The organism is Planococcus beigongshangi (assembly GCF_016820495.1).
Lineage (GTDB): Bacteria > Bacillota > Bacilli > Bacillales_A > Planococcaceae > Planococcus > Planococcus beigongshangi.
On sequence record NZ_JADHDU010000009.1, the window covers coordinates 30,353 to 43,230 of the forward strand.

A 12,878-nucleotide genomic window follows, 5' to 3' on the forward strand; every position below is an offset into this window, starting at 1 on the left:
CTAAACTCTTCTTAAAAGAGATTATACCCTCTCTTGTTTAAGAAATGAATTTTTATCTGATATATTTCATCTCAACTTCATTGTATATCGCGGTTTACTTCCATGAATAAAGTCTTGCCGATCACAAAACAGGTTATCCCGATCACAAATGGCCGTATGCCGATCACAAACGCTTGTATCCCGATCACAAATCCCGAATCGCACTATATTCAGCTCTCATTTGCACGATTTCGTCTCCGGCGCACCGGCTTTCTCCCAGCTCAGGCTTCAAAATGATGAATTTGGGCGCTAAAAAGCAAAAACTGTTCCGCAATGAAGCGGAACAGCAGCTATTATTGTTCCTGTTTCAGTTCTTGCACAATTTGCCACAATGCGCGGTCCAAATGATCGAATTGGAAACGGAAGCCCTCTTTTTCAAGGCGCTCGGGCAGTACCCAGCGGCTTTTCAGGATCAATTCCGTTTCGGTGCCGAGGACCATGGCGCCGAGTTCCAGCATCCATTTCTGTGCCGGCAAGCCCGCACGCCGCCCCATTGCCTGGCGCATATGGGCCATCAATTCTTTATTGGTGACAGGATTCGGCGCTGAAACGTTGAAGATTCCCTGCAGGTCTTTTCGCTGTTTCAGGAATTCGATGATGCGACAGACGTCTTCGATATGGACCCAGCTGAACATCTGCTTGCCTTCACCTTGTTTGCCGCCGAGCCCGAAACGGACCATATTCACATAGGGCTCCATCACCCCGCCGTCTGCCCCGAGGACAATGGCCATACGCAGCGCGGCCTGACGGGTTTTCGGCAATTTGAAGCGGAAAAAGACGTCTTCCCAGGCTTTACCGACATCCACTGAAAAACCGGTGCCGAGTTCGCCTGTCGATTCTGTCATCGGGCGGTCTTCTGCGTGGCGGTAAATTGTGGCGGTGCTCGAGTTGATCCACAATTTGGGCGGAGTCTTGCATTTCAGGATTGCTGTTCCGAGCGCTTCGGTCGTACGCGTGCGCGATTCATAAATTTCACGTTTATTCTTTTCCGTGTACCGGCAATTCACCGATTTCCCTGCCAGATTGACAAGCATCTCCGCACCTTCCAGTGCATCGACGATCGCCCTTTCATCATTCCATGAAACCTGGCCCGGCTGCCGCGAAATAATATGTACGATATACCCATCATTTGTATACGCCCGCTCCAGATATTGTCCGATAAACCCTGTACCGCCCGCCAACACAATCTTTTTCAGCATGTCAAAACCCCTTCTGTTTTATTTCTGTATCTCTTAGACGTTTGAACAACTGGAAAAGATTCACTTTTTCTCAAATTTATCTGATTTCATTCATTCTTTAGAATTTCCGCTGAACGGATCCCTGTAGTATGTTAATCTTTTACTATACCAATAAAATTTATAAGCTCATCAGATGGGAGTGACACCATGAAAAAGCCAGAGAACAAATGGAAAATGCCGATTTTATTGCTCAGCGGCTGTCTGCTCTTATTCGCCATCGTTTTCGCAGTCCAGTCCTATTTCAGCTACCAGCAAGTGAAGGCTTCATCCGATCAATGCTACGATCAGGGCGGCTTCCCGAAAGTCGTGAAATCCGGTTTTGACATTAAACTGTTCGAATGTAATTTCCATGACGAAAACTAAACGACCCATAGCCTGCGCCCATTCGATCTTCCTAAGATCGGGTGGGCGTTTGCCGTCTCCTGAAACCTTTCCATGAATCAGGAGTCATACTCCTTAACCAATTAATGAAGGAGTGGCCCATCTATGATCAAAACCATCGTCAGTACTTATTCTTTCCTCTTATCGCTCGGCGCATTCTATCTTGGGATAACAATGTTATCCGGCCAAGGGATGTTCGCCGAATTCCCGCCCGAATGGAGCGGCGTGATGCCGTTCGGCAGCTGGGCGGCACTCGCTCTTTTCGGAATGATCGTGTTCGGCGGAGGAAACGCCGCTGCCGCCGCTATCGGCTGGTTCAAGGACCATCGAGCTGTTTTCGGAATCGCCGCTTTTCTGGGCGCTTTTTGCTTAGCCTGTACACTCATGCCGGTGTTTTTGATCGGCGAATGGTATTTGCCGACCGTCTATTTGTTTTTGGCCGGTATGCTTCAACTATTGCTCGGCGCTCTCGGCTTCATTTCCTTAAAATCAAAAAAAGAGGTGTTGCACTAACGTTTTGACGTTAGGCAGCACCTCTTTTCCCTTAGCTAAAAATACATGATGACAATCAATACCGCTGCGAGCACCATGCGGTAAACCGCAAACGGCATCAGCTTGATCTTCGAAATCAGTTTCAGGAAGAAACGGATCGAAATCAACGCGAAGATGAACGAGCTGACAAAACCGACGGCGTAGAACGGGAAATAGTCCATCGACATGTATTCCCAGTTTTTCAGGACGGACACGAGACTCGCACCAAACATGATCGGCACGGCCATGATGAATGTGAAATCCGCTGCCGTACGATGATTCAGTCCGAACAGCACCCCTCCGGAAATCGTTGCGCCGGAACGTGAGAACCCTGGCCAAAGCGACAGCGTCTGCACCATTCCGACTTTCAATGCCTGGAGATAGGTAATCTCATCGAGGCTGTTGACGGTCGGCGTTTTCGGGCCGAATTTATCAGCAATGATCATCAGGATCGAACCGGCGATCAATGCGTAGATGACCGTCTCGACGCCGAACAGGTGGTCATCGATCAACTCTTTGAACGCAAAGCCAAGAATGACTGCCGGCATCATGCCGACGATGACGTGCAATAAGTTGAAGCTGGTATTGGCCGTTTGCCCTTCGATTTTATACAGGCCGACCAAACTGAACAGCCGCTTCCAGAACACGACGACCACGGCCAGAATCGATCCCAATTGGATGACGATCTTAAACGTATTTGCCGGGTATTTGCCGAGAAACTCCTGTGATTTCAGCCACATATCATCCACGATGATCAAATGTCCCGTCGATGACACAGGCGCAAATTCTGTCATGCCTTCCACAAATCCCAAGATCAGGGCCTTCAGTAAATCTAACCATTCCATGTCTCATCCTGCTTTCTATTCTCGACTCTTTCTAAATAAACGCATTTTTACAACGGAAGTTGCTTGATTTACTGCTGTTTTGAAAATATATATCTGTAAGATTCCCTTGAAACTTCCAATTGTTTCATTCGTATAAATACTATGGCATGATATGAATATGATAAAAATCCGGAAGGGTGATGGATATGGCAGAACGTGTTGAGATGAGTTTCAGGAACAAAGAAGTGAGGATGTGGTTCTGGATCATGGTGCCGGCCTTTATCATCGGTGCTATCGGCCTTTTTCTCAATGACGGGCAGGTTCCTTTCCTTAACCTCATCGTACTCGGCGGCGGCTTAGTGGTTTACTACACCTGGCGCTTCCTATACCGGAAAAAGAAACGCAGCACCGCAAACTGACATCGAAGTCTTTCGCTGAATACAGCAGCTTTGGAATAGAAGAAATACAGATTTTAGAAGGGAGGACCTCAGATGCCGCACTGTCAGCACTGCAAACATCAATGGTCATGGGGAACGACTTTGCGCAAATCGTTTACGTTAGGGGAAGGCATGGAATGTCCGGAATGCGGGCACACCCAATATCTGACGAAGAAATCAAGGAAACGGATGGCCGTGCTGAATTTTTTCCCGGCTCCGATTTTAATCCTGTCAGGCATGTTCTTTGATATTCAGATCGCTGCAATCCTGCCGTTTGCGCTGGCGCTGTTCGCCGCGTTCATGGTGACCTACCCGTATCTGGTGGAATTGTCGGATGACAACGAACCGTTATGGTGAAGGAGATTAGAAAAACGGCCCATGAAACGCAATGCCTCGGCTGCACACTCGCCAATATGGAAATGGACGCGCATGTCGTCTATGAAGATAATTTTGTCACCTGCATCCTCGACCACGATCCGTTCAATGAAGGACACGTCTTGATCCTGCCGAAGGGGCATTTCCGCTTTATCGACGAATTCGATGCGGACGCGGCCGCTGCTTTGATGGCCGCGGCGCAATTACTGTCGCGTGCGGTCCGTGCTGAATTCGCGCCAGACGGCATTTCCATCTGCCAGAATGGCGGCTCGTTTGACGACCTCACGCATTTCCACATGCATGTCGTGCCGCGTATGCAGGATCAGGACTTCTCCAGTTTTTATACGGATGAGGTCTGGGATAACGGAGATTTGAAAGCGAAATTGCCGGAGACGCGGGAGCGCCTGGCGAAGCTTGTTGAAGAAATGACTGCAGTTTAAAACGCCGTTCCGGTTGGAATGGCGTTTTTTTGTACACGAACTTTTAAAAAGCCGAAGTTCAATCAATTGATGGGTGGTTGCTTTTCGCCTGCAGCCCGCCGAAAAGCGGAAGCCCCAGGCCCATCCCGCAGCGGACGTTTTTCGCATGGCGAAAAACTCCTTCTTTCCGGAAATCTTCGCAGCTGCGAAGATTTTTTCAATATGGGGTTTGACTGGAGATGCAAATTGCAGGTGGCTGATGCCTTTTTTTAGGGGAATTTCTGGAGTTGGGCGTATTCCTTTGAAAGTTGGGCATATCCGGACCCAAGTTGGGCATAACCTTGTCGAACTTGGGCATATCCAGACCCAAGTTGGGCATAACTGAAAAATGGGCCCTATCATATTAATGAAAAAGCCTGCACCTGCGGAATATCAGGTGCAAGCTTTCACTTTTTGAATTCCAATCCTTTTGAAGCGAGCTCTTTCTTCAGCACCTGAATCGCCTTCGGGCCGACGCCGTGCAGATCCAGGATTTCTTTTTCCGTGACGTCCTTCAATTGTTCGACTTTGGTGTATCCCGCTCCAATCAGCGCCCTGGTGGCCGGTTTTCCGACGCCTTTTGGAAAATCATTTTCGCCCATCGATTGATCCGCCTTTTTATTTTTGGATTTTAACTCGCCGTACTTGTTCTGATGCTTCCGCTTGCGCCGGTTGTAATCTTCGTCTTCCCTGATTTCATCCCAGCGCTTCTTGAAAATCGCCGCCGACTCCGCTTTCACCGGGTCGATCTGCCGCTCTTTGATGGTGCGGTCTTCATTGTATTTACGGCCGCCTTTGTAATTCGTATAACGCCGCGCCCGCGTATAGCCCATCTGGATGAATTTCCGCGCCATATCCATGCCGACGAAATCATCCTGTTCGCGGTATTCCTCGAACATTTCCGAAATCTTGTCGCACGATTCCTGCGCAATTTCCGGCGTCTTGAACCGCCAATGCGGCAAAATCTCGCTCTTATACGGCTCGACCAGCAGCACACCCTGCTCGCCTTTTCCCACCCGGTACAGCTCGGGATGTTTCCGCAAGTCCAGCTTTTCATAATCCAAGTCGTAGTCAAACGCCATCCGCCATCACTCCTTATGGAATCCATACCCCCTTTTCTCAGAAAAATGCAGGGCCATCCGGCAATAAATCCTTTTGTTCAATAAAATTGGAAATCCGTAAGCTGGCAATTGAATAAATCCTTCATTCCATCAGATCCTGCCGGCTGGAATGGAAAAGCCGGCCGTTTTTATTCGTGAAATAACTGCTATAATAGCGATAATGAGTTTCATGAAGGGGTGGAGCGAATGAAGACGGAAAAAGAGAAAATGCTGGCCGGGGAATTGTATGACCCACGGGATAAGACGCTTGTGAATGACCGGCTGAATGCGCGGCGGCTGAGCCGCCTGTTCAATAAATTATCCGAGATGGACGGAATGGACCGCAAGCTGCGGCTGCAGGAATTGCTCGGGTCGACCGGCGATTCGTTTTATGTAGAGCCGAATATCCGCTGCGATTATGGTTATAACATTCACATCGGCGATAATTTCTATGCCAATTTTGACACGTGCCTGCTGGATGTTTGTGAAATCCGTTTTGGCGACAATTGCCTGCTCGGGCCGGGTGTCCACATCTACACGGCCACTCATCCGCTCCATCCGAAAGACCGCGCCGCCGGCAAGGAATACGGCAAGCCGGTGACGATCGGCAATAATGTCTGGATCGGCGGCCGCGCCGTCATCAATCCGGGCGTGACGATCGGCGACAACGCCGTCATCGCTTCCGGTGCCGTCGTTGTGAAAGACGTCCCGCCGAACACGGTGGTCGGCGGCAACCCGGCTGTTGTAATCAACGAAATCAACATGTGAAGGGATGCATTTCGAATATGAAATGCGCCCTTTTTTCTGCTCTGATCAGGGCTTTTCGCCGAGGGTGGCGTCGTTTTTGGATATATCCGTCGATGGGAGAATATATCCGTCATTGAAAAATTATATCCGCCGATGAGAGAATATATCCGTCGATGAGAATTTATATCCGCCGTTAAAAAATTATGTCCGCCGTTACGCTTTTTCCGCCTTCAATTTCGCCAGCGTATATAATTCGAGCAGATCCTGCTTCCCGAGCGTCGCTGTTATGGACGACAACCCCTCCAGATAATCCGCCCGCGTCATCTCCGCCACCACCTTTTCTTCTGAGGTCACATCGCCTTTTTCCGCCACATCGCTCATCATGTCATCCCATTCCTGGTCGCTGTGATGAATAATTTCCTCTTTCGGCGTGGTGAGCAATACATCCACCGGCACTTCCAGCACGCTGCTGAGCGCCACAATCCATTTTGCGGACGGCACGGAATCGCCGTTTTCCCAACTTTTGATCCGACTCGCCGACGTCCCCAGTTTCTTCCCCAGCGACAGCATCGACAAACCGTCATGTTCCCGCAGAAACCTCAAAATTCCCCCAAAATTTTTCGCGTTAAAATCCATTTTCTTCAACACTCCCGATTTTATTTATAAATAAAACATAACACCTTTTTACTTATAAATAAAACCAATCTGTCAGATTTTATTTTAATGAAGAATTCTGAAAACAGCCCTTCTTCCCCCCATTACCGTTATAATGGAAAAAAGGGGGCGGCAGCATGCAAAGCAAACTGGATCCGCAAGTGGACGATTTCATCGATGGCCTGGGCGAACCGGTGCAGGACCTTGTGAAGCATTTGAGAAGCGTAGTATTTGAGGCATATCCCGAAATCGAAGAACAGATTAAATGGTCGAAGCCGAGCTATTCGAAAGATGGTCTCGTGTGTTATATGCAGACCGCCAAAACTCATGTCAATTTCGGCTTTTACCGCGGAACGGAACTCGAAGACCGTAATCATCTGCTTGAAGGCGACGGCAAGAAGATGCGCCATGTACGCATCCGGAAAGCAGCTGATATCAACGAAGAGCAGCTGAAATTCCTGATTTGGGATGCGGTCGATTTGAACAGGAAGTGAGGTGATTCCATGAAAGGATTGCAAGGATTATACATATGCCTAACTTTGATCATGTTCATCAACTTGATCAATTTCACATGGCTCGCGGATGATTACGCCGGCATCACCATGTTTGCGAACGTCATTCTTTTCCTCGTCGCAACATTCTTTTACATCAATGCCCGACACCAGTTGAAAGATGCTGGACAATAGATGCAAAGTGAACACCGGCGGAGAAAAGCTTCAAACTTCTCTTGCCGGTTTTTCTACATTCAATAATTATTTATTGATATTCGATAAACTTTATGGTATCTTAAAGTTAAGAAATCTTAAAGAGGTGCTGGATATGAAACGGGAAACAATTTTTTTGAAAATCGTCATCGTACTGATGGCGTTACCGGTGCTGGCAATCTGCATCTTTGTCGTGCCGCCGATGAGCGCTTTCATGGGCGACATGCTGCCGGAATGGCCATTGCTGCAATACATCTTGATGATCGCCCTCTATATCACGGCGATTGCCTATTTCATTGCGCTGTACCAGTCCCTGAAATTGCTCAGCTACATCGACAAAGGCACGGCTTTTTCCGAGCTGTCTGTCAAAGCGATTAAGAACATCAAGTATTGTGCGCTGACGATCACCGGCATCTACATTCTCTGCCTGCCTGCCATTCTTTACACGGCACAGGTCGATGATGCGCCTGGACTCGGCGGACTCGGCATGGTCATCACATTCGGTGCCTTTGTCATTGCCGTCTTTGCGGCAGTGCTCCAGAAGCTGTTGGAAAACGCGATAGAAATAAAATCTGAAAACGATTTAACGGTCTGAGGTGGCGGAAATGGCGATTATTATCAATATTGATGTGATGCTGGCAAAACGGAAAATGAGTGTGACCGAATTGACGGAAAAAGTTGGCATTACGATGGCCAATCTGTCGATTTTGAAGAACGGCAAAGCGAAAGCGATCCGCTTTTCGACTCTTGAAGCGATCTGCAAAGCTCTCGACTGCCAACCAGGCGACATTCTGGAATACCGGGATGATACACAATTAGATGCAAAATAAAAAGAGCCGGGAAATTTCCTGGCTCTTTTTTATATCTCCGGTTTCATTTCCGCGCAACCGCTTCAAATGTAATGCTTTGCTGGCGGTTTTCCGGGTATTTACCGTGCTCGTAATCTGCGGAAATGACGATGTCGCCGAAACCGTGGTCTTCGAGTATCGTCCGGAATTCTTCGACGCCATACCAGCGCATCGCAAAAGGTTCCAGCTCTGTCCCCAAAAGTTTCCCACATTTCCAATGTTCATAATGATTATGCGCAATACTGAACTGATTGATAAAGTCAATTTCTTTGAGTGTAGTTTCAAGCGTGATGACTGCCCCGTCGTCCAGTTCCCATGAACGCAGCGTGGAATGCCCGATCTCATCGTCCGTCGGCAGATAGAGATCCACAATCAGTTTTCCGCCCGGCTTCAAATGTGCATGGAAATTCTTCAGTGCGCGGAGCGATGCCTCGCGTTCGTGGAGCAACAGGAACGTGCCGGCCGGAATGATGATTGCCTCGTATTCCCTGTCAAGCGAAAAAGTCTCCATATCCGCCTCAAACAATTCGGGCTTCAATCCGCGTACTTTGCAGTTCTTCCTGCACATTTCCAACATTTCCTCTGAGCTGTCAAAACCGTCCACATCCAAACCGTTCTCAAGCAAAGGCACAAGCATTCGTCCTGTTCCGGTAGCCGGTTCAAGAATTTTCCCCGCTATTCCTTTGAGCCTTTCCAAATAGAATTCCACATCACCGAATGATGTGCCGATCGGCTTATCGACGCCATAGACTTCTGTAGACAGCTTGCTATAATAGCCCAACATCCGGATGCCCTCCTTTGCTTATTTTTCATTCCGGAAGTATTCCCTTTTTTCTGAAAATGAAAACCTTTTGGCCTATTTTCTTCTACTTGAAAACTTTTGGGACAATATACAAAAGAAAATTTCCAGTTTCTGAATATTTTACAGGAATATTAAGTTAAAATAAACATAACAGAAAAAATTTGGCAGGAGGTGATTTACATGGAATTCGACCTTGGAAATGGCGTTAGCCTTATGCTCCCATCCATACCTTTTATAATTATTGCAGCTATCGCTATTTTTCTGCTTTCAAGATGGAGCAAAGAAATGGAAACGAGGCGGTTCACCTTGATCTTTTATTTCCTGATCAGCGCCTGGATCCTCCCGATTTACACCCGCACATCGTCCGAAGGTACTTTCGAATTGATGTTTCCGCTTGGATTTATCGGGATGTGCTTCTATCTGTACGGCAATGAAAGATATCATCCGGCAAAATTGAAAGCAAGCCTTCTCGGATTTGCCGTCGCTGTGTATCAATTGGTCATGCATTATCTTTTTTGATCTTCCTGAAGACGTCCGGCATTCAGCCGGCGTCTTCTTTATCTTTCTTCTTACTTTTATTCCAGTCATATGGAATATCGGTCCATTCCTTCAGCGCAATCGCCGCCAGTGCAACGACTGCAAAAATCGTGATTTCTTCCCAGTGGATCCCTTCGCCGCCCCGAACGATTTTGATGATGAAACCGATGAACAGGATGGCAGCACCCAATAAAATTTTCTTAAGCATATATGCACCTCCTGATTTTTGAATAGGGAAAATGGCCATCAAATCCTTTTCGAGATTCGATGGCCATTTTTTATTGTCTATCAGAAAATCCACATGGCTGCGATGGCAGCGAGTAAATTCGGCAGCGCGAACAGGAAACCGTTTCTCATTCTGCCTGAGCGTCTTGCGCTTTCCTTGCGGCGCTCCGAACTCGTCATGCGCTCCATGCCGCCCGACCCTTTAAGGACACCTGAAAACAGCAGCGCCCACAGCACTCCGATGATGCCAAGTGCGCCTGCGATATAAAACGCCAGATTCCAGTCTTCCAGGAAATAGCCAAGCAGCAAACTGATTGCCGCAGTGACAATTCCGATTCCGAAAAATTTCATGTATGTTTCCTCCATGCTGTAATTTATTGTTTCTTCTATTATCCATGATATACGAGATGACACGGTAAAATAAACTATAATTTTCGGTGACGCTTCAGCGCCAGGATATTCAAGACGATGAACACCAAGGCGAAAAGTGCCAGTATGCTGAGATTCCCGGCGACATCGCCCAGTCCTTCCCCTCTGTACATCACCGATTTAAGCGCATCAGCCCCGTAATACAGCGGCATGATGCGGCCGAGGTTCTGCAGCCAATCAGCCATCCCCTCAACCGGGAAGATGCCGGAGAAAAAGATCTGCGGTACGATGACCAGCGGGATGAACTGCACCATCTGGAATTCAGATCCTGCAAACGTGGACAATAAAATCCCGAGCGACAGCGCAACAAGCGACAGCAGCAGATTGATGACGATGACATGCCAGATCGAACCTTCCATCACCATATCCAGGACGTAAATGGAAAAGAACACGACAATCGTTGTCTGGATCACCGCAAATATGCCGAACCCCATCAAATACGCCGCCACAATTTCCCATCGTTTGACGGGAGTCGCAAGCACCCGTTCCAGCGTACCGGAAACCCGTTCCTTCAATAAACCGATACCCGAAATCAGGAAGACGAAAAAGAATACGAAGAAACCGACCAGAATCGGACCGATCACATCAAACAGTTCCGTTTCTTCATTGCCATAAAGGTAATCGGTTTCAAGAACCGTTCCGTCCGTGTTGGTGCTTGAAGAGCCGTCAGTTTGTGACAGCGCTTGGGATACCTGCGCCTGGAGCCCCCGCGCTTGGGCAGGATCGCTGTTTTCAAGCGTCAGATCCGCGCCGGCACCGGTGATTTCGAGCAATCCGTTCAGCTCATCCACAGCAATCGCTTCGTCGTCTGCCGTGTCAATCGCCACCAATTCGATACCGCGGCTCTCTAAAACTTCAGCGAGCCTTTCATCGCCGCCGATGATTCCGAGGCGCAATTCACTGTCATTGCCGTCAAAGATCAGATACATCAGTGTCAGCACCAGAAGTGGTGCCAGAAACAGCAGCGCCAGCGTCCTTTTGTCACGGAACATCTGCAGCATGATGCGTTTCACAAGAGCCTGAATCCTCACTTCGCATCCCTCCCCGCTGCCAAAAAGACGCCTTCGAGATCTGAGGCACCGAATTTCCTCTTCAGTTCATCCGGTGACCCTGTGGCCAGAATGCCCCCGTCCCGCACAAGTGCGATGACTTCACATTTTGCCGCTTCGTCCATGACATGGGTCGTCAGAACAATCGTCTTGCCCTGCCCCATCAAATCGAGCAACTCATGCCAGACCGATTGACGAAGTTCAGGGTCGATGCCGACCGTCGGCTCATCCAAGATCAGCAATTGCGGGTCATGGACCAGCGCAATCGCGAGCGACAGACGCCGCTTCATGCCCCCTGAATAAGCAGAGACTTTCTTATCCATGGCTTCCTGAAGCTGCACAAGATCCGCAACATATTCAATCCGTTCTTTTAAAAACGCCTTCTTCAAACCGAACAGCGAAGCAAAAAAAACCAGATTCTCTTTGCCCGTCAATTCCGGATACAAGGCATCCGACTGCGCCATATAGCCGATATCCTGAAGCAGTCCAAGGTTCGGCACTTGTCTGTCCATGACCGTCACCATGCCCGAATCAGGTGAATCGATGCCGACGATCATTTTGACGAGCGTCGTCTTGCCGGAACCGGATGGACCGATAAAACCAAAAATCTGTCCTTGGCCAACCGACAGATTGATATCGGTCAATACCTGCTGTCTGCCGTACTTCTTGCTTAAGCCTTCAATCCGGATCACGTGATCCATATCAGCACCCCGCTCGCCCTACTTTTTCCACTCCGATGCAAGCATTCCGTAAACGACGTGATCCACGTAATGGTCGTACAGCCATTCCACCTGGCGCAACGTGCCCTCTTCCGTATACCCTAGCCGTTCCGGAATTCCGCGGCTCTTCACATTGCCCGTCGCCACCCGGATCTCCGTCCGGTTCATGCCGAAATGCCCGAACGAAATATCCGTCAGTGCTTCCGCCACCCGCGTCATGATCCCGTTCCCCTGATACTCCTGCCCGAGCCAATAGCCGATCTTCGCCGTCTTATTCACCCAGCCAAGTTCATTGAAGCCGGCCATCCCGACAATCTCATCCTGATAAACAATCACCGTATTCAAGGTTTTATTGTCCGCATAATTCTTGCGGCTCATGCGAATAAAATCGCGCGAATCCTCCACCGTTTTCGTATAATCGAGCCACGGCAGCCATTCCTTCAAATAATCACGCGATGTATCCGTCAACTCAAATATCCGCTCCGAGTCCCTTACTTCAACCAACTTCAGCGACAGCTCTTCATCGATCTTATAACTGAACATCTATATCCCCTCCACTTATACATTCAGCGTAGCATAATCCGCCAGCTGTGAGAATATGGAATATTAGGCATCTTTGCAATCCAGAGATTTTCTTGCTGCCAGCAATTATGGTATTTTAATAAATACATTGAATTTCACCGAAGTTATTTGGCTATTCCAGAATCTGCGGATTTTCCCGAGCTTCTTTTCTGCTTTCGGATAACAGTACATCATCGTTTGATAAACGAATTTTTGAGGA

The 12,878-nt window shown here is 48.5% G+C and carries 20 protein-coding genes and 1 pseudogene; 11 read left to right on the forward strand and 10 right to left on the reverse strand.

The annotated features are described in order from the left end of the window. Nucleotides 1-332 precede the first annotated feature (332 nt). On the reverse strand, nt 333-1,238 hold the full coding sequence (locus IQ294_RS14510) for a TIGR01777 family oxidoreductase (protein ID WP_203334780.1): 906 nt from the start codon (nt 1,236-1,238) through the stop codon (nt 333-335). A 186-nt stretch (nt 1,239-1,424) separates the two neighbouring features. Here IQ294_RS14510 and IQ294_RS14515 point away from each other — a divergent pair, with 186 nt between their 5' ends. Beyond that, nucleotides 1,425-1,640 carry a hypothetical protein gene (locus tag IQ294_RS14515; protein ID WP_203334781.1) on the forward strand — a complete coding sequence of 72 codons (216 nt, stop codon included), beginning with the start codon at nt 1,425-1,427 and terminating at the stop codon, nt 1,638-1,640. Between the two features lie 123 nt (nt 1,641-1,763). Then, nucleotides 1,764-2,171 (forward strand): hypothetical protein, encoded by a 408-nt coding sequence (locus IQ294_RS14520; RefSeq protein WP_203334782.1) that lies wholly within the window; start codon nt 1,764-1,766, stop codon nt 2,169-2,171. A gap of 35 nt (nt 2,172-2,206) precedes the next feature. Here the strand turns inward: IQ294_RS14520 and IQ294_RS14525 are convergent, their stop codons facing one another. Beyond that, entirely contained in the window at nt 2,207-3,034 is an 828-nt protein-coding gene (locus IQ294_RS14525) for an undecaprenyl-diphosphate phosphatase (RefSeq protein ID WP_203334783.1), read from the reverse strand. A gap of 185 nt (nt 3,035-3,219) precedes the next feature. Here IQ294_RS14525 and IQ294_RS14530 point away from each other — a divergent pair, with 185 nt between their 5' ends. The 3 genes from IQ294_RS14530 to IQ294_RS14540 all read left to right on the forward strand — a co-directional run bounded on the left by IQ294_RS14530 (nt 3,220) and on the right by IQ294_RS14540 (nt 4,265). Continuing rightward, a complete protein-coding gene (locus IQ294_RS14530) occupies nt 3,220-3,432 on the forward strand; it encodes a hypothetical protein (RefSeq protein WP_203334784.1) in 213 nt (70 codons plus the stop codon). A 72-nt stretch (nt 3,433-3,504) separates the two neighbouring features. Continuing rightward, entirely contained in the window at nt 3,505-3,807 is a 303-nt protein-coding gene (locus tag IQ294_RS14535) for a TIGR04104 family putative zinc finger protein (protein ID WP_203334785.1), read from the forward strand. Then, nucleotides 3,804-4,265 carry an HIT family protein gene (locus IQ294_RS14540; RefSeq protein WP_349291373.1) on the forward strand — a complete coding sequence of 154 codons (462 nt, stop codon included), beginning with the start codon at nt 3,804-3,806 and terminating at the stop codon, nt 4,263-4,265. The genes IQ294_RS14535 and IQ294_RS14540 overlap by 4 nt, the downstream gene beginning before the upstream one ends. Before the next feature lie 656 nt (nt 4,266-4,921). Here the strand turns inward: IQ294_RS14540 and IQ294_RS14550 are convergent. Further along, a pseudogene (locus IQ294_RS14550) lies at nt 4,922-5,365 on the reverse strand (DUF4385 domain-containing protein); the annotation flags it as partial. Nucleotides 5,366-5,590: 225 nt separating this feature from the next. Between IQ294_RS14550 and IQ294_RS14555 the strand changes: the two are divergent. Then, on the forward strand, nt 5,591-6,151 hold the full coding sequence (locus IQ294_RS14555; protein WP_203334787.1) for a maltose acetyltransferase domain-containing protein: 561 nt from the start codon (nt 5,591-5,593) through the stop codon (nt 6,149-6,151). A 192-nt stretch (nt 6,152-6,343) separates the two neighbouring features. Here the strand turns inward: IQ294_RS14555 and IQ294_RS14560 are convergent, their stop codons facing one another. Continuing rightward, nucleotides 6,344-6,766 (reverse strand): helix-turn-helix domain-containing protein, encoded by a 423-nt coding sequence (locus IQ294_RS14560; RefSeq protein WP_203334788.1) that lies wholly within the window; start codon nt 6,764-6,766, stop codon nt 6,344-6,346. A 155-nt stretch (nt 6,767-6,921) separates the two neighbouring features. Between IQ294_RS14560 and IQ294_RS14565 the strand changes: the two genes are divergently transcribed. The 4 genes from IQ294_RS14565 (at nt 6,922) to IQ294_RS14580 (ending at nt 8,318) form a co-directional block, all read left to right on the forward strand. After that, the gene (locus IQ294_RS14565) at nt 6,922-7,278 is read left to right on the forward strand and encodes a DUF1801 domain-containing protein (protein WP_203334789.1); all 357 of its coding nucleotides are present in this window, start codon (nt 6,922-6,924) and stop codon (nt 7,276-7,278) included. A gap of 9 nt (nt 7,279-7,287) precedes the next feature. Next, nucleotides 7,288-7,470, forward strand: coding sequence for a hypothetical protein (locus IQ294_RS14570; protein WP_203334790.1), 183 nt, complete (start codon nt 7,288-7,290; stop codon nt 7,468-7,470). Nucleotides 7,471-7,603: 133 nt separating this feature from the next. Then, nucleotides 7,604-8,083 (forward strand): DUF2975 domain-containing protein, encoded by a 480-nt coding sequence (locus IQ294_RS14575; protein WP_203334791.1) that lies wholly within the window; start codon nt 7,604-7,606, stop codon nt 8,081-8,083. A 10-nt stretch (nt 8,084-8,093) separates the two neighbouring features. Further along, a complete protein-coding gene (locus IQ294_RS14580) occupies nt 8,094-8,318 on the forward strand; it encodes a helix-turn-helix domain-containing protein (protein WP_203334792.1) in 225 nt (74 codons plus the stop codon). A 43-nt stretch (nt 8,319-8,361) separates the two neighbouring features. Here IQ294_RS14580 and IQ294_RS14585 read toward each other — a convergent pair whose 3' ends face one another. Then, nucleotides 8,362-9,120, reverse strand: a complete 759-nt coding sequence (locus IQ294_RS14585; RefSeq protein ID WP_203334793.1) for a class I SAM-dependent methyltransferase — start codon at nt 9,118-9,120, stop codon at nt 8,362-8,364. Between the two features lie 303 nt (nt 9,121-9,423). Here IQ294_RS14585 and IQ294_RS14590 point away from each other — a divergent pair, with 303 nt between their 5' ends. Beyond that, nucleotides 9,424-9,657, forward strand: coding sequence for a hypothetical protein (locus tag IQ294_RS14590; RefSeq protein ID WP_238942859.1), 234 nt, complete (start codon nt 9,424-9,426; stop codon nt 9,655-9,657). Between the two features lie 22 nt (nt 9,658-9,679). On the opposite strand, the gene IQ294_RS14595 is transcribed toward IQ294_RS14590, so the two are convergent. The 5 genes from IQ294_RS14595 to IQ294_RS14615 all read right to left on the reverse strand — a co-directional run bounded on the left by IQ294_RS14595 (nt 9,680) and on the right by IQ294_RS14615 (nt 12,640). Beyond that, nucleotides 9,680-9,883, reverse strand: coding sequence for a hypothetical protein (locus tag IQ294_RS14595; protein ID WP_203334795.1), 204 nt, complete (start codon nt 9,881-9,883; stop codon nt 9,680-9,682). Between the two features lie 80 nt (nt 9,884-9,963). Then, entirely contained in the window at nt 9,964-10,251 is a 288-nt protein-coding gene (locus IQ294_RS14600; RefSeq protein WP_203334796.1) for a DUF5316 family protein, read from the reverse strand. 74 nt (nt 10,252-10,325) lie between these two features. After that, nucleotides 10,326-11,360: an ABC transporter permease gene (locus IQ294_RS14605; protein WP_203334797.1), complete on the reverse strand. Its 1,035-nt coding sequence runs from the start codon at nt 11,358-11,360 to the stop codon at nt 10,326-10,328. Further along, nucleotides 11,357-12,079 (reverse strand): ABC transporter ATP-binding protein, encoded by a 723-nt coding sequence (locus IQ294_RS14610; RefSeq protein WP_203334798.1) that lies wholly within the window; start codon nt 12,077-12,079, stop codon nt 11,357-11,359. The genes IQ294_RS14605 and IQ294_RS14610 overlap by 4 nt, the downstream gene beginning before the upstream one ends. Nucleotides 12,080-12,097: 18 nt before the next feature. Continuing rightward, complete coding sequence (locus IQ294_RS14615; RefSeq protein ID WP_203334799.1) at nt 12,098-12,640, reverse strand: GNAT family N-acetyltransferase; 543 nt, start codon at nt 12,638-12,640, stop codon at nt 12,098-12,100. Nucleotides 12,641-12,878 lie beyond the last annotated feature (238 nt).